General features: G+C 71.8%; 12 protein-coding genes. 5 read left to right on the forward strand and 7 right to left on the reverse strand.

What is annotated here, in order from left to right; all coding sequences use genetic code 11:
• Positions 1 to 51: 51 nt before the first annotated feature.
• The 3 genes from ABZ576_RS14515 to ABZ576_RS14525 all read right to left on the reverse strand — a co-directional run bounded on the left by ABZ576_RS14515 (position 52) and on the right by ABZ576_RS14525 (position 4648).
• Positions 52 to 1647: an acyl-CoA carboxylase subunit beta gene (locus tag ABZ576_RS14515; protein ID WP_360739820.1), complete on the reverse strand. Its 1596-nt coding sequence runs from the start codon at positions 1645 to 1647 to the stop codon at positions 52 to 54.
• 154 nt (positions 1648 to 1801) lie between these two features.
• Positions 1802 to 4105, reverse strand: coding sequence for a polysaccharide lyase 8 family protein (locus ABZ576_RS14520; RefSeq protein ID WP_360740065.1), 2304 nt, complete (start codon positions 4103 to 4105; stop codon positions 1802 to 1804).
• Positions 4106 to 4141: 36 nt separating this feature from the next.
• On the reverse strand, positions 4142 to 4648 hold the full coding sequence (locus tag ABZ576_RS14525) for a hypothetical protein (RefSeq protein WP_360739822.1): 507 nt from the start codon (positions 4646 to 4648) through the stop codon (positions 4142 to 4144).
• A gap of 214 nt (positions 4649 to 4862) precedes the next feature.
• On the opposite strand from ABZ576_RS14525, the gene ABZ576_RS14530 reads away from it, so the two are divergent.
• A complete protein-coding gene (locus tag ABZ576_RS14530; protein ID WP_360739823.1) occupies positions 4863 to 5483 on the forward strand; it encodes a YceI family protein in 621 nt (206 codons plus the stop codon).
• A gap of 18 nt (positions 5484 to 5501) precedes the next feature.
• Here ABZ576_RS14530 and ABZ576_RS14535 read toward each other — a convergent pair whose 3' ends face one another.
• The gene (locus ABZ576_RS14535; RefSeq protein WP_360739825.1) at positions 5502 to 5909 is read right to left on the reverse strand and encodes an ATP-binding protein; all 408 of its coding nucleotides are present in this window, start codon (positions 5907 to 5909) and stop codon (positions 5502 to 5504) included.
• 112 nt (positions 5910 to 6021) lie between these two features.
• On the opposite strand from ABZ576_RS14535, the gene ABZ576_RS14540 reads away from it, so the two are divergent.
• Both ABZ576_RS14540 and ABZ576_RS14545 read left to right on the forward strand, forming a co-directional pair.
• Positions 6022 to 6843, forward strand: coding sequence for a helix-turn-helix transcriptional regulator (locus ABZ576_RS14540; protein ID WP_360739826.1), 822 nt, complete (start codon positions 6022 to 6024; stop codon positions 6841 to 6843).
• The gene (locus tag ABZ576_RS14545) at positions 6840 to 7085 is read left to right on the forward strand and encodes a DUF397 domain-containing protein (RefSeq protein WP_360739827.1); all 246 of its coding nucleotides are present in this window, start codon (positions 6840 to 6842) and stop codon (positions 7083 to 7085) included. Before ABZ576_RS14540 ends, ABZ576_RS14545 begins: the two co-directional genes overlap by 4 nt.
• On the opposite strand, the gene ABZ576_RS14550 is transcribed toward ABZ576_RS14545, so the two are convergent.
• Together ABZ576_RS14550 and ABZ576_RS14555 are read right to left on the reverse strand one after the other, a co-directional pair.
• Positions 7082 to 8443, reverse strand: coding sequence for a hypothetical protein (locus ABZ576_RS14550; protein WP_360739828.1), 1362 nt, complete (start codon positions 8441 to 8443; stop codon positions 7082 to 7084). The two genes, ABZ576_RS14545 and ABZ576_RS14550, sit on opposite strands and share 4 nt — an antisense overlap.
• A gap of 59 nt (positions 8444 to 8502) precedes the next feature.
• Entirely contained in the window at positions 8503 to 11517 is a 3015-nt protein-coding gene (locus ABZ576_RS14555) for a glycoside hydrolase family 3 N-terminal domain-containing protein (protein ID WP_360739829.1), read from the reverse strand.
• A 124-nt stretch (positions 11518 to 11641) separates the two neighbouring features.
• Between ABZ576_RS14555 and ABZ576_RS14560 the strand changes: the two genes are divergently transcribed.
• The gene (locus ABZ576_RS14560; RefSeq protein ID WP_360739830.1) at positions 11642 to 13507 is read left to right on the forward strand and encodes a lectin; all 1866 of its coding nucleotides are present in this window, start codon (positions 11642 to 11644) and stop codon (positions 13505 to 13507) included.
• A gap of 135 nt (positions 13508 to 13642) precedes the next feature.
• Positions 13643 to 14245: a GPP34 family phosphoprotein gene (locus ABZ576_RS14565; RefSeq protein ID WP_360739832.1), complete on the forward strand. Its 603-nt coding sequence runs from the start codon at positions 13643 to 13645 to the stop codon at positions 14243 to 14245.
• 28 nt (positions 14246 to 14273) lie between these two features.
• Here ABZ576_RS14565 and ABZ576_RS14570 read toward each other — a convergent pair whose 3' ends face one another.
• Entirely contained in the window at positions 14274 to 14699 is a 426-nt protein-coding gene (locus tag ABZ576_RS14570) for a VOC family protein (RefSeq protein WP_360739834.1), read from the reverse strand.
• Positions 14700 to 14711 lie beyond the last annotated feature (12 nt).

Genomic DNA, 14711 nt, shown 5'->3' on the forward strand with positions numbered 1-14711 from the left:
CAGTCTCCGTGAGTCAGGGGTCCGCGGGGTTGCCGCGGCGGGTCCGCCGGGTTACTGCGGGGGGTTGCCGTGCTTGCGGGAGGGCAGGTCGGCGTGCTTGGTGTGCAGCATCGCCAGGGACTTGATCAGCACCTCACGGGTCTCCGCGGGGTCGATGACGTCGTCGACCAGGCCCCGCTCGGCCGCGTAGTAGGGGTGCATCAGCTCGGACTTGTACTCCTTGACCATCTTCTGACGCATGGCCTCGGGGTCCGCCGCGTCGGCGATCTGCCGGCGGAAGATGACGTTGGCGGCGCCCTCGGCACCCATCACGGCGATCTCGTTGGTCGGCCAGGCGTAGGTGAGGTCGGCGCCGATCGACTGGGAGTCCATGACGATGTAGGCACCTCCGTACGCCTTGCGCAGGATGAGCGAGATCCTCGGCACGGTCGCGTTGCAGTAGGCGTACAGCAGCTTCGCGCCGTGGCGGATGATTCCGCCGTGCTCCTGGTCGACACCGGGGAGGAACCCGGGGACGTCCAGGAAGGTGACGATCGGGATATTGAAAGCGTCACACATCTGGACGAAGCGCGCAGCCTTTTCACTCGCCTCGATGTCCAGGACGCCGGCGAGGACCTGCGGCTGGTTGGCGATGATGCCGACGACCTGGCCGTCCAGGCGGGCCAGGGCGCAGATGATGTTGCGCGCCCAGCGCTCGTGGACCTCCAGGTACTCGCCGTCGTCGACGATCTCCTCGATGACCTTGGCCATGTCGTACGGCCGGTTGCCGTCGGCCGGGACCAGGTCCAGCAGCACGTCGGAGCGGCGCTCGACGGGGTCGGCGCTCTCCACCCGCGGGGGGTTCTCACGGTTGTTCTGCGGCAGCAGCGACAGCAGGTACCGCACCTCGGCGATGCAGGTCTCCTCGTCGTCGTACGCGAAGTGGCAGACGCCGGAGGTCTCTGCGTGGACGTCGGCGCCGCCCAGGCCGTTCTGGGTGATCTCCTCGCCGGTCACGGCCTTGACCACGTCCGGGCCGGTGATGAACATCTGGGAGGTCTCGCGGACCATGAAGACGAAGTCCGTCAGGGCCGGGGAGTAGGCCGCGCCGCCCGCGCACGGGCCGAGCATCACCGAGATCTGCGGGATGACACCCGACGCTCTGGTGTTGCGCTGGAAGATGCCGCCGTAGCCGGCGAGGGCCGAGACGCCCTCCTGGATACGGGCGCCGGCGCCGTCGTTCAGGGAGACCAGGGGCGCACCGGCCGCGATGGCCATGTCCATGATCTTGTGGATCTTGGTGGCGTGCGCCTCGCCGAGCGCGCCGCCGAAGATCCGGAAGTCGTGGGCGTAGACGAAGACCGTGCGGCCCTCCACCGTGCCCCAGCCGGTGACGACACCGTCGGTGTACGGCTTCTTCGCCTCCAGTCCGAAGCCGGTCGCCCGGTGCCGGCGCAGCTGCTCGACCTCCTGGAAGGACCCCGGGTCGAGGAGCAGCTCGATCCGCTCCCGCGCCGTCAGCTTGCCCTTGGCGTGCTGCGCCTGGGTCGCCTTCTCGCTGGGACCGGCCACGGCCTGGGCGCGGATCTCGTGCAGCTCGGCGACCCGGCCGCGCGCGTCCGTCGGCTCACCGGTCGGCTCACCCGTCGTCTCTTCCAAAACGGTCATGTAGCGACCTTACGAAGTACAGGAAGAAAAGCGAGCCGTCGACTCTGTACAGTCTCCGGCCCGTTTTCCTGGTACCAGTGAACAGAACCATCGCCGCGTGCAGCCGTTCCGACTGTTCAGACGGCCGACTCGTTGTAGGTAGGCGACAAAGACGTCAGCTGAGAGCCACCTCACATTTCGAGGTGGCGCATGCCATCCCCGGAGTGACACGCAGCCTCAGACGGCGGTCCGCCGAGAGGATCTCGACGCCCTCGTCGGCGTGGGTCACCGCGCGCACGGGGTGGTTCCAGACCAGTTCCAGCGGGGCCCCGGTGCGGGGCGGCTCGCTCACGCAGAGGGTGGCCGTGCGGCCCCGGCGTACGAGGAGCACGCTCGCGCCGGACGAGACGGTCAGGTCCCCCACGGTACCGGCCCGCCAGAAGTTGCCCGCGGTCAGGCCCAGGCCGGGTACGGCGACGGCCTGGGCGGCGGTGTCGTTGGCGAGGACGGACAGCCAGTGCGGGCCGGCGGCCCGGGCGGCGGTCTCGGCGAGGGTGGCGCCGGGCAGCAGGACGTAGGCGTAGCCGGCGGCCACCGGGTCGGTGCCGTGGTCGAGCCAGAGGGTCTGCCAGCGGCGGGTGCGCCGCTCGTCCGTGCCGCCGGTGTTGATGTCGGACCAGGCGCCGGTGCGGTCCTCGCGGAGGGTGCGCAGCTCGCCGCCGCAGGGCAGGATCCATCCGCCGTGTTCCGCGAGGTGCGCCCAGTTCCGGCCGCGGACGAGGCGCTGGGTGCCGTTCTCGCCGAGGTTGCGGTTGTCCACGACGGTCTCGACCGGGACCCCGTCGGCGCAGGAGATCCCCGCGCCCAGGCAGACGACCGCGTCGGCGAGGAAGAACCAGGACGAGTGGGCCTCCAGGGTGGAGCCGAGGCCCTTGAGGTGCCGGCCGACGGCCGCGTGGGTGCCGTCGGTGGTGCCGCCGACCCAGCGGACGTCCGGCCTGGGCGCGCCCCACTCGCCGCCGGCCCGGTCGGGGAGCCGCTTGGTCGACACGGTGGTGCCCGGCAGCCGGTACCAGTCGACGGTGGGCCAGTACCAGTCGGTGTACTGGTCGCCGCGCCCCCGCGGCCACCAGGAGAGCATGCCGGCACCGGTGTGCCAGCCGCGCGGGTTCTCGCCGTTGCCGCACTCGTAGTGGGCGATGCGGTCGCTGGCCATGGCGAGGGCGGCGGTGAAGCGGGGGGTGCGGTGGACGGCGCGGTCCATGGCCGGGAAGAGGCGGTGGCCGAGGGGTTCGGCGGCCGCGGGTACGGGTGAGGCGGCGATGGCGTGCAGCCGTGCCAGATCGGCGACCCCGAACTGACGCGAGGTCAGCAGGGGTGTGGTGGTGTCCCGTTGGATCCAGCCCTTGATCCGGCCGTGCCAGCGCTCCCGCTCGGCCTCGCCCGCGCCGCCCGCGAGGAGGGCGATGGCGGCGATCAGGGCGTGGCCGTGGTAGTGGTCGCCGCGCATGAGCTGCTGGTCGTCGGAGCGCAGCCGGCCGCGGCTGATGGCACGGCCGTTGACGCAGTCCATCACCAGTCCGTCGTGGACGAGGGGCGCGTAGGCGTGCTCGACGCTGTCCAGGATGTTCTGCCGGGCGGGGTCGGTGACCTCCCACGCCGAACCGGCGAGCAGGGCGAACAGCCGCCCCAGCCCGTCGAGCAGGACCTGGCCGTAGGTGCCCGAGTAGGCGACCCGGGTGTGCTGGACGAAGGAGCCGTCGGCGTAGAGGCCGTCGCCGCGGGTGACGTACGGGAAGACCGGCGAGAGCGCGTCCCGGGCGCGGGCGATCCGGCCGGGGTCGCGGCCGAGGACGCCGCGCAGGGCCACCGAGCGGCACAGGTCGACGCGGTTGGCGCCGGTGGAGGTGCCGGAGTAGTCGCCGAGCAGCGCGTCGGGGATGAAGTGGTCGACGGCCGCGCAGGCCGCCGCGATCCGGTCCGGGCCGAGCTGTCCGTGGAGGGCGGCCGTGATGTCCATGAGCAGCCGGGGGCTGCCGATCTGCCATTCCCACCAGTTGCCGTAGCGGGTGGTGGCGGGGTGGTAGACGGTGGCGGAGAGGTGGTCGAGGCCGCGGAGCACGTCGGCGAGGAGGCCCGGGTCCCCGGTGGCGCCAGTGCCGCCCTGGACGTAGGCCTGGGTCATGGTCCACAGGCGGCCGTAGCTGAAGGTGATGCCGGAGGGCGGGTCGAAGGGGTGGCCGGGCCAGAGGGAGGCGGGTGCCGGGGCCATGGACGCCCGGTACTCCCGGGCGCGCTGCCCGAGCAGGGCGAGCCGGGAGGCGTACGGTTCGGCGGCCGGGTCGTAGCCGGTGCCCAGGGCGATGTCCAGCCAGCGGCGGCGCAGGTCGTCGTAGGGGTCGTCGGCCGCCCGCGCGTCCGGCGCGGGCGCGGCGGCGAGGGCGGCGGCCAGCAGCAGTGCGCGCCGGGTCATGCCCATGGGACCGGTCACCGTCCTCTCCCTCCGGCTCCCGGCTCAGCAGCCGCCGCAGTTGTAGTACAGGACGTCCCAGTGGTTGCCCTCGTCGGCGTAGATGTTGCCGGAGCCGGACTTGTACTGCGGGGCGCCGTCGCCGCGCAGGCCGATGTAGGTGAAGTTGTTCTTGATGTACGACGTCACGCACGTCGTCTTGCCGTAGTCGAGCTTGTAGCCGTTCCAGTGGGAGTAGGTGCCCGAGGCGTGCCCGGTCTCGGTGCCGCCGGTGATGTTGAGCGCGCAGCCGGCGGCCCGCTTGAGGGTCTGGGCGCCCTGGGCGGTGGCGAGGTTGAGCTGCTCGAACGAGGTGCAGGTGGGGTTGTTGCGGTCGGAGCAGTTGCCGGAGGACGACCAGGTGATGCCGACGTCGCGGAACATCTGGGTGGCGGTGGCGTGGCTGATCTTCGTGACCGCGAAGGCGTCGCCGGCGGTGCCGAGGACGGCGACGCCGGGGGCGACGACGAGGGCGAGCGCGGTCAGCAGCGAGCGGGCCTTGAGGGGCTTCATGGGGGACCTTCCTGCGGTGGGCCGTGCGGGGTGGGGTCGGCTGTGCAGGTGGTGCAGGCAGATGGTGCCCGAGTGCACCGCCGGTGCGCCAGAGGACGGCCGGTGTCACCGAGCGCGAGTAGCGAATCACGCGGCGGATTAAGTTGAAAACTAAACTGAATGGGTCTACCGTCGGAGCCACGGAGTTCGTTTAACGTTCAACAAGGAGCACGCCATGGGTCTCTTCGGCCGCAGGACCGCCACCACCGCCCCCGCCGCACCGGCCACCGCCGCACCCGCCGCCGCCGGCCCCGACCTGACCGCGCTGACCGGCGACTACACCATCGACCCGGCGCACAGCACGATCGGTTTCGTCGCCCGGCACGCCATGGTCACCAACGTCAAGGGCAGCTTCCAGGACTTCACCGGCACGCTGCACCTGGACGGCGCCGACCCGTCCCGGTCGACCGCCACGCTCGACGTGCGGATGGCGAGCATCGACACCGGCAACGCCGACCGCGACGGCCACCTGAAGTCGGCCGACTTCTTCAGGACCGACGAGTTCCCGGCCATGACCTTCCGCTCCACCGGGGCCGAGGCCCTCGGCGGCGAGAACTACCGCATCACCGGCGACCTCTCCATCCTCGGCGTCACCAAGCCGCTCACCATCGACCTGGAGTTCAACGGCTCCGCGAAGGACCCCTTCGGCAACGAGCGCGTCGGCTTCGAGGGCAAGGCCGAGATCCTGCGCTCCGAGTGGGGCCTGACCTGGAACGCGGCCCTGGAGACCGGCGGCGTCCTGGTCTCCGACAAGATCAGGCTGGTCTTCGACGTCTCGGCGATCCGGAACGCCTGACCGCGTCCCGCCACGCGGTCACCGCACACCCGCGAACTCGCACCACACGATCTTGCCGGGGTCCCGCTCCCCCACGCCCCACTTGTCCGCGAGGGCCGTGACGAGGAGCAGGCCCCGGCCGTGTTCCGCGTCCGGGGAGGGCTCCGGCACCCTGACCTCGCCCGCCCCGCTGTCGTGCACCTCCAGGTGGAGGACACCGTCGGCATGCAGCTCCAGCACAAGCAGGAAGCCCCGGCCGGCCGGGGCTCCGTGGACGAGGGCGTTGGTGGCCAGCTCGCTCACGCAGAGCAGTACGTCGTCGTCGCGCCCGCCCGCGGCCCAGTCTTTCAGCGCCGCGCGGGCGAACTCCCGTGCGAGCCGTACCGACCTGCGGTCCCGGCGGTAGAACGCCCGGCGCGTGTGGGGGTGTTGGGGTTCTGCGTTCATAGAGCGATTGTCACTGTGCGTCACTACAGTGGGTCAGTGAGTGAAGTCGTAGTCCTGATTACTACGAGTCCACTACGAGAGCTCGGCGTGCGTATGGGGGAAAGGAACGGCCATGCACGTGGCAGCGAGGCCCAAGAAGGTCGGTTCGTGGTACGCGGTCGGTGCGCTGGTGGCGCACTTCCGGAAGAAGGCGCGTCTCACGCAGGAACAGTTCGCGGAGTCGGCGAACCTCGCCGTGGACACGGTGAGGTCGATCGAGCAGGGGAGGCTGGCCCTCCAGCCGGACCGGGCCGAGCAGTTCGACGAACTGCTGGACACCGGCGGCGCACTGGCCGTGGTGGTGGCCAAGCTGCCGGTACGGGACCGGATCGTGCAGTTCGCGCAGGGGCTGGTGGATCACGAGCAGGAGGCGGTCAGCATCCTCGCGTATGAGACCCAGATGGTGCCGGGCCTGCTTCAGACCCGGGAGTACTGTCTGGCCGCCTTCGACTCCCGCTACCCCGCGCTCGGAAGCGAGACCGCCGAGCAATGGGTGAACGCACGTATGGATCGGCAGTTGATCTGGCAGCGGGACAGGCCGCCCGTGGGCCACTTCGTCCTGGAGGAGAGCATCCTGCGACGGGAGGTCGGCGGACCGGAAGTCATGCGGGCGCAGATCCGTCAGATCCTTGAGTACATGAAGCCCATCCACATGAGTGTGCAGATCATGCCCATGGATCGCATGCCGCACGCTGGGCTCGCGGGCCCCATGACACTGCTGGAAACTCCCGAACACGAGCGCTTGGCGTACCTGGAAGTGCAACGCGCCAGCTTCCTCGTGGACGACCCCGACGAGGTCAGCGATTACCACCTGAAGTATGGAATGCTGCGGTCACAGGCCCTCTCAACCAGCGAGAGCGTGCGCCTGCTGAATGGACTGCTAGGAGAGTCATGAACACCGCAGCAGCACTCGCATGGTTCAAGTCGAGCTACAGCAGCAACGAAGGCGGCAACTGCCTCGAACTCGCCTACACCTGGCGCAGGTCCAGCTACAGCAGCAGTGAAGGCGGCAACTGCCTGGAGATGGCCGCCCACCCCGCCGCCATCCACATCCGCGACTCCAAGAACCCGACCGGCCCCGTCCTGAGCCTCTCGCCCGCCACCTGGAGCGAGTTCCTCGACGGCGTCGCCCGCTAGAAGCCGCCGCCGAAGTCGCCTCCCCCGCCGCCGCCGCCGTCGAAGCCGCCTCCGTCGCCGAAGCCGCCGCCGAAGTCCCCGGCGTCGAAGTCGGTGCCGGAGACGTCGCCGCCCTCGTACCCGCCCCCGTAGTCACCGCCGAAGTCGCCGTACCCGGCGCCGTAGTCGGCGGCGTAGGTGGGCGTCGCCATCATGCCGCCCAGCATGGTGCCGACGAGGAGGCCGGGCAGGAGGCCGCCGCCGAAGTAGCCGCCGGCCCAGGGGCCGTAGGCGGGGCCCGCGTCCCAGTAGGGGCGGCGGCCGTAGTCGGTGTCGACCTCGCGGATCACCGGGTCCCGGCCGTCGGCCAGGCGCGTGGCGTCGGCCGCGCAGACCGGGACCTCGCGCGGGGCGCCGCCGGGCGGCACCCAGGTGGCGTCGGCGACCGAGGGGCCGTGGCGGGGGTCGAAGAAGCACGGCGGCCGGCGTTCCGGGAGCGGCCGGCGCTCGCGGCGGGCGGCCAGCCGGGCGAGGGAGAAGCGGCCGTCCTCCAGCGCCTCGGTGACCGTGCGGACGTCCTCCGGCCTCCGTGCGGCGGTCATGCGCTGTTTGGAGGTCTCGTAGGCGTCGAGGGCGCGCTCGTAGTCGGCGCGCATCGCGTCGTCCGCGCCCGGTTCGGAGGGGTGGAAGTCCAGGCGGTCCAGTTCCTCGCCGAACGCGGTGATGTCCTCGTCCACCACCACCCGCAGCCGGTCCAGGGCGGCCCGCTGCTCCTCCTCGCGGCGCCTGCGGTTGCGGCGGACCAGCAGGTACGCGCCCGTTCCGCCGGCGACCAGCACCGCGCCCGCCGTGATCAGCGCCGTGGTCGAGGCGCCGTCGCCGCCGGAGCCGCCCCAGCTCCTCGGGGCGTGGCCGCCCATGTTGGCCAGGGCGCGGTCGGTGAAGTCGGCCAGCTGGGCCTTGGCGTCCTCGCCCTGCACGCTCGCGACCAGGTTCTGCCGGGCCGTGGGCGACATGACGGAGGAGTCGGCGCGGGCGTCGAAGCGGTCGCCGAGGCGGATGCCGTACAGGCCGGTGACGCCGGTCGCCGCGCGCAGGTCGCGGAAGAGGTCCGCGGTGGGATAGCCGGCCGGGAGGACCGCGATGAACAAGGGTTTGCCGGCGTCCTTGATCCGCTCGGAGAGTGTCTCGGCGTCCGCCGCCGACAGCTGGTCCGTGGCCGCCGGGTCGACGTAGACCGGGCTCGCGCGCAGGGACCGGGCGATGGCGGAGACGCCGGTGTCCGCGCTCGCGCCGGGCGCGGTCAGGGCCGCCAGCACCAGGGCCAGGGCGGCCAGCAGCAGGGCGGGGAGACTTCGGGTCCGCAGCACGGCCTTCATACTTCGAAGCTACCCGAAGCCTCCCCAAACCGGTCATTCCGTCCGGTTCCTTCTTGTGGTCAGGAGGCGCGGTAGGCCTCCGCCAGCTTCTGCACCGCCTTTCCGTAGCGGCCGGTCAGCAGCAGGTGCTCGGCGTCGGCGAAGGGCTTCGCCACGGCCTGGGTGAGGTGGCCGGCCGCCTTCTGCTGGACGATCAGCCGGGCCCGGGTCACCAGCGCGCGTCCGGTCCGCTCGTCCCCGTGCCGTTCGGCCGCCGCCGCCCGGGCCGCGAGGTCGCGCAGGGCGGCCGCACCGCCCTTCGGGGCCGGGGTGAGGGTGGTCAGGCCCCAGCCGTAGGGGAACTGCGGGTCGTACGCCGCATCGCCCACGTTGATCGGCAGCTGGGCCTCCGACCTGGGCCAGGTGACCGGGAGCCGGCCGGTGAAGGGGCGCCGGCCGTAGAGGACGTCGGCGACGCCCTCGCCCTCGGTGCCGGGCAGCCAGGAGGCGACCAGGGCGTCGATCCCGTCCAGCCGGTCGCCGATGATCTGCGGGCGGCCGGAGACGATCAGCACCGCGCACTCCATGGCCGCGCAGACCTTGTCGACGGCCGCCTGGTCGGCGGCGGACAGCCGCAGGTCGTGGCCGTTGCCGACATCGCCCACGCCCTCGGCGTACGGGGTCTCGCCGACGACGACCACACCGACGTCGTAGCCGGCCGTCGGCGCCGAGGCGTCCTTGGAGTACGTGACGTTGCCGCCCGCCTTCCGCAGGCCCTCCAGGACGGTGGTGCCGGGCACGGTGTCGCCGGAGGAGCCCTGCCAGGTGAGGGTCCAGCCGCCGGTCTGGTTGCCGATGTCGTCGGCGTTGGACCCGGCGACGTACACCTTCTCGCTCTTCTTCAGCGGCAGCAGCCCGCCCGCGTTCTTCAGCAGCACCTGCGACGCGGCGGCGGCCCGGCGGGCGACCTCCCGGTGCGCGGGCGAGCCGATGGCGGCGGCGCCGGAGGTGTCGGCGTAGGGGTGCTCGAAGAGGCCCAGCCGGAACTTCTGGGTGAGGATGCGGGAGACGGCGTCGTCGATCCGGCGCTCGCCGATCCGGCCCGCCCGCACCTCGTCGGCGAGCGTGGTGGCGAACTCCTTGTAGCCGTAGGGCACCATGATCATGTCGACGCCCGCGTCGACCGCGGCGCGGACCTGGGCGGCGTGGTCACCGGGGAGCTGGTCGAGGGCGTTCCAGTCGCTGATGACGAAGCCGTCGAAGCCCATCCGGTCCTTGAGCACGCCGTTGATCATGTCGCCGCGGGCGTGCATCTTCACCGCGCCCTTGCCGTCGCCGGCGATGTCCAGCGAGGAGTAGGACGGCATGACCGTGCCGATGCCCCGGTCGACGGCCTCCCGGTACGGCGCGAGGTGGATGTCCTCCAGCTGCTCGCGGGTGACCTCGGTGACGCCCTGGTCGGTGGTGTACGTCCCGGTGGTGGAGGAGCCGTAGGCGGTGCCGCCGTCGCCCACGAAGTGCTTGGCTGTGGCGAGCACCTTGTCGCCGCGGTCGAGGTCCTTGCCGTTCGCCCGGCCCTGGAGGCCCTGGATCACGGTCTCCATGGACTCGACCAGCGCCGGGTCCTCGCCGAAGGACTCGTAGGAGCGGCCCCAGCGCTCGTCGCGGGTGACGCACAGGCAGGGCGCGAAGTCCCAGGGGATGCCGGTGGCGCGGACCTCGGCGGCCGTCACCGCGCCGGTCCGGTAGGCGAGTGCGGGGTCCCGGGTGGCGCCGATGCCGATGTTGTGCGGCATGACGGTGGCGCCCAAGAGGTTGTTGTGGCCGTGGACCGCGTCGACGCCGTAGACCAGCGGGATCTGGAGGCGGGTGGGCCGGGTGCGCAGCTGGAAGGCGTCGATCATCTTCGCCCACGCCTCGGGGGTGTTGGGCGTGGGGGTGGAGCCGCCGCCGGAGAGCAGGGAGCCGAGGGCGTAGGCGGTGATGTCGCCGCCCTGGCCCACCGCGCCGCGCTCGGCCTGGGTCATCTGGCCGGCCTTCTCCGCCAGGGACATCCGGCCGAGCAGGTCCGCGACCCGCTTCTTCACCGGCAGCCCGGCGTCGAGGTACGGCAGCCCGTGGGCATCGATCACGACCTGCGGGGTCTCCGCGGGGGCCTTCGCGCCGTCGACGGTGAGCTTCAGCGGGACGGTCTCGGCGGTTTCGGCCGTCCGGTCGCGTCGGGTGGGCACCTCGACGGTGCGGGTGGCGCCGGACGCGGTGCCGGCCGGGAAGGTGAGGGTGCCGGAGACGGGCGTGTAGTCCTGGCCGGCGGTGGCGGTGCCGTCCGCCGTGGCGTAGGTGACGGTCACCGGGGCGGTGAGGGGCTGCTCGCCGGTGGTGGCCACGGTGACCTTCACCTCGGCCGTCCCGCCCTCCCGGACCGGGTGGACGGGGGCGTCGGTGGTGACGGAGGCGCGCAGCGCCTGGTCGGCCCGGCCGTACAGCTCCACGCCGTCCATGGCGAAGTCGCCCTTGCCGCCCGGCGGGAGGGTGACGGCGTACCCCCACGTCTCCCCCAGTCCGAGGACGTGGTCGATGCCGCCGACGGGCTGGTAGTCGGTGCGGTACGCGAAGTCGGTGAAGGGCAGCCGGATCTGCTTCCAGCCGGTGAAGTCGTCGGTGAAGGAGGTGGTCCACAGTTCGGAGGCCTCGCCGTGGGCGCCGCCGTCCTTGATCTCGAAGGTGATCTTCTTGCCGTTGTTCCGGCCCTCCCACCAGAACCGGACGCCCTGGTGGGCGGACCAGTCGTGGGCGGGTGCGGTGGCGGCGAAGTCGTGGGTGAAGCCGCCGTAGCCGCTGATGTCGTAGTCGCCCGCGAGGACCTTGGCGCCCTCGGGGGCGTCGGCGCGGTCGGCCAGGCGCAGCGTGGGCGGATCGTCGGTGTCGCCGCCCCAGGTGAAGATGCCCTCGGCGGGCTGGGAGGCGAAGGGCACCTCGCCTTCGAAGCGGTCGACGGGAACGGGGGCCGGCTCGTCGGCGGCGCGCGCGGTCGCCGCCCAGGGCAGCAGACCGGCGAGGAGTGCGGCGGAGGCGAGCAGGGCGGTTCTTCGCATGGACCTTCCCTCGGCTCTCATGGTTCACTCAGGGCTTAGCTCACGCCGTGAGTTAACTAGGGGGCCACACCCCCGTCAAGACGACCCGTCAGCTCTGCCGATCCGAGAGGAAGGGCGACGCACCATGAGGAGAACCCCCCGCGCAGTCCGGCTGCTGCTCGCCGGACTGCTCTCCGCCGCCGGTGCCGGCATGGCCGTACCCCCCGCGCACGCGGCCGGTGAGCAGGTCACCGCCTATCTCACCACCACCGACGACTCCGCCGGCCGGCACGTCGTACGCGGCCTCCAGGCGCAGGCGCCGTTCGCCTTCCAGGCCGGGGCGGGCGGCAGCGGCGAGAACATCACCGTGGACGAGAACACCCGGTACCAGACCTTCACCGGCGGCGGCGCGTCCTTCACCGACACCGCGGCCTGGCTGATGAACAGCAGCGGGGCACTGTCCCAGGCGACCCGGGACGCGACCATGCGCAAGCTGTTCTCGCCCGTGGACGGCATCGGCCTGTCGTTCCTGCGCAACCCGATGGGCGCCTCCGACCTGGCGCGCTACGGCTACACCTACGATGACGTGCCGGCCGGCCAGAGCGACCCGTCCCTGGCGAAGTTCTCCATCGCGCACGACCTGGCCGACGTCGTCCCGCTCACGAAGCAGGCGCTGCAGCTGAACCCGTCCCTCACCGTCATGGCCTCGCCGTGGACGGCACCGGCCTGGATGAAGGACAGCGACTCGCTCAACGGCGGCTGGCTGAAGGCGGAGGACTACGGCGCCTACGCCTCCTACTTCGTGAAGTACCTCCAGGCGTACAAGAGCCAGGGGATCGACGTCTCGTACGTCACCGCGCAGAACGAGCCGACCTGCTGCTCCGGCTACCCGTCGATGAGCTGGAACGCCGGCGGGCTCGCCTACTTCACCAAGAACGAGCTGCTGCCGAAGCTGCAGTCGGCGGGCCTGACCACGAAGGTGCTGGCGCACGACTGGAACTGGGACGTCTACGACTCCTACGCCGCCCAGACCGTGGACGACCCGGCCGTCCGCAGCCACCCCAACTTCGGCGGCATAGCGTGGCACGGCTACGGCGGCGACGTCGGCAAGCAGACGGCCGTGCACGACCGGTACCCCGCGCTGGACGCGTTCGGCACCGAGCACTCCGGCGGCACCTGGATCACCAACCAGCAGCGCGAGGACATGAACAACATCATCGACTACACCCGCAACTGGGCGAAGTCGGTGACCAAGTGGTCGCTGGCCGTGGACCAGAACAGGGGACCGCACAACGGCGGCTGCGGCACCTGCACCGGCCTGATCACCGTGCACAACGGCGACGGCGCGAGCGGGACCGTCGACTACACCGTCGAGTACTACACCATGGGCCACCTGACGAAGTTCGTCCGCCCCGGCGCCCAGCGCATCGCCTCCACCGCGTCCACCGCCGTGCCGAACGTGGCCTGGCGCAACCCGGACGGCAGCAAGGCGCTGATCGCGTACAACGACGGGTCCTCGGCGAGGACGGTGACCGTCAACTGGGGCTCCCAGCACGCCACGTACTCGCTGCCGGGCAAGACCTCGGCCACCTTCACCTGGTCCGGCACCCAGTCCGGCGGCGGGGCCGGTACCGGCGCCTTCACGGGACTGGCCGGCAAGTGCCTGGACGTGGCGGGCGGTTCCGACGCCAACGGCACGGCGGTGCAGCTCTACGACTGCAACGGCAGCGCCGCCCAGCAGTGGACCGTGCAGGCCGACGGCTCGGTGCGGGCGCTCGGCAAGTGCCTGGACGTCACCTCCGGGTCGACGGCGGACGGGGCCAAGGTGCAGTTGTACGACTGCAACGGCACCGGTGCCCAGCGGTGGTCGTACAACGCGTCCACCGGCGACGTGGTGAACACGGCGGCGGACAAGTGCCTCGACGTCACGGACAACTCGTCCGCGAACGGGACCCGGATCCAGATCTGGTCGTGCACCGGGGCCGCCAACCAGAAGTGGACCCTGCGGTGAGGCGGTAGGACGCGGCCGTGGCCGCGCGGGGGCCGCGCGGGACGCCGCGGCCGAGCGGCACACCCTCGCGGCTCGTGCCGGCCGCGACGGTGTGCCGTGCTGCGCATCGGCCGCCGCCGGACCATGGTGGGGGGTATGACCACACCGCAGGATCTGTTCCTCGTCAGTCTCGATGTGTCCGGCGAGCACCCCGTCGAGCAGGGCGACCTGTCACTGGCGCTCGCCGGCGCCGAACTCATCGACCTCCTCGGGGCCCGGGCGCTGACCCTGGAGGGCGAGTCCATCGTGCCCGGACCGGTGCTGACCACGGGCGACCGCCTGCTGGACGAGGCGGGGGCGGCGCTCGTGCGGCAGGAGCCGTACGAGACGGTCGAGGACTGGCTGTGGCGGCGCGGGCAGGGGCTGGCCGTGGCCTACCGCGACGTCCTGGAGTCCACCGGGCAGCTCACCGGCAGGCGCCGGCCCCGGCTGTTCCCGCGGGGCAAGGACGACGTCCCGGCCGACACCGCCGCCCGGCGCCACGCGGCCGACCGCTGGGAGAACCGCGACCCGGTCCTCACCGGCCTCGCCGCCACCCTGGGCATCGAGGACGACCGCCCCGCCCCCGAGGATCCCGCCGACGAGGCGGTGGTCACCGTGCTGGCCACGGTCGGCGACGCGGTGACCGAGCTGGAGGCCGTCCGCGAGCGGCGGCGCATCGAGAACATCGCCTTCGACAACATCTGGCGCGCGCCCTGAGCCCCGGCCGGACACCCGGCGCGGCCGCTCACAGGATCAGCTGGCCGATGCCCAGCAGGTTCCCCTCGCTGTCGCGGAACCAGGCGCCGCGTTCCCCGCGCGCGCCCCTGCTCGGGTAGTTGCCCTCGATCTCGGCGATACCGCCGCGGGTGCGGAAGCCGGGCACGTCGACCTCCTCGAAGACCACGCCCCGGCGCCGCAGCTCCGTTACGGCCGCCTCGATGTCGTCCACCTCGAAGGCCATCTGGGTGAAGGTGCCGGGCGAGCCCCCCGTCGAGCGGAACACGACGAAGTCCGCGCCCGCGCACCGGTACAGCAGCCCGCCCGGCCGCTCGTCCACGGGGAACAGGCCGAGCTTCTCGGCGTAGAAGCGCCGGGCCCGGTCCAGGTCCCGGGCGGGCAGCCGGGTCGCGACGCGGGCCCGGGACAGCACGTCACTCTCGTATGAGGTCATGCCTCCACTGTG

This window comes from Streptomyces sp. NPDC013455, from assembly GCF_040632975.1.
In the GTDB taxonomy this organism is placed as follows: domain Bacteria; phylum Actinomycetota; class Actinomycetes; order Streptomycetales; family Streptomycetaceae; genus Streptomyces.

Bases quoted from the DNA above. Each gene is read 5' to 3' on its own strand.
- ABZ576_RS14515 (WP_360739820.1), bottom strand. From the start codon at position 1,647: ATGACCGTTTTGGAAGAGACGACGGGTGAGCCGACCGGTGAGCCGACG.
- ABZ576_RS14555 (WP_360739829.1), bottom strand. From the start codon at position 11,517: ATGCGAAGAACCGCCCTGCTCGCCTCCGCCGCACTCCTCGCCGGTCTG.
- ABZ576_RS14550 (WP_360739828.1), bottom strand. From the start codon at position 8,443: ATGAAGGCCGTGCTGCGGACCCGAAGTCTCCCCGCCCTGCTGCTGGCC.
- ABZ576_RS14535 (WP_360739825.1), bottom strand. From the start codon at position 5,909: ATGAACGCAGAACCCCAACACCCCCACACGCGCCGGGCGTTCTACCGC.
- ABZ576_RS14530 (WP_360739823.1), top strand. From the start codon at position 4,863: ATGGGTCTCTTCGGCCGCAGGACCGCCACCACCGCCCCCGCCGCACCG.
- ABZ576_RS14525 (WP_360739822.1), bottom strand. From the start codon at position 4,648: ATGAAGCCCCTCAAGGCCCGCTCGCTGCTGACCGCGCTCGCCCTCGTC.
- ABZ576_RS14560 (WP_360739830.1), top strand. From the start codon at position 11,642: ATGAGGAGAACCCCCCGCGCAGTCCGGCTGCTGCTCGCCGGACTGCTC.
- ABZ576_RS14520 (WP_360740065.1), bottom strand. From the start codon at position 4,105: ATGGGCATGACCCGGCGCGCACTGCTGCTGGCCGCCGCCCTCGCCGCC.
- ABZ576_RS14570 (WP_360739834.1), bottom strand. From the start codon at position 14,699: ATGACCTCATACGAGAGTGACGTGCTGTCCCGGGCCCGCGTCGCGACC.
- ABZ576_RS14545 (WP_360739827.1), top strand. From the start codon at position 6,840: ATGAACACCGCAGCAGCACTCGCATGGTTCAAGTCGAGCTACAGCAGC.
- ABZ576_RS14540 (WP_360739826.1), top strand. From the start codon at position 6,022: ATGCACGTGGCAGCGAGGCCCAAGAAGGTCGGTTCGTGGTACGCGGTC.
- ABZ576_RS14565 (WP_360739832.1), top strand. From the start codon at position 13,643: ATGACCACACCGCAGGATCTGTTCCTCGTCAGTCTCGATGTGTCCGGC.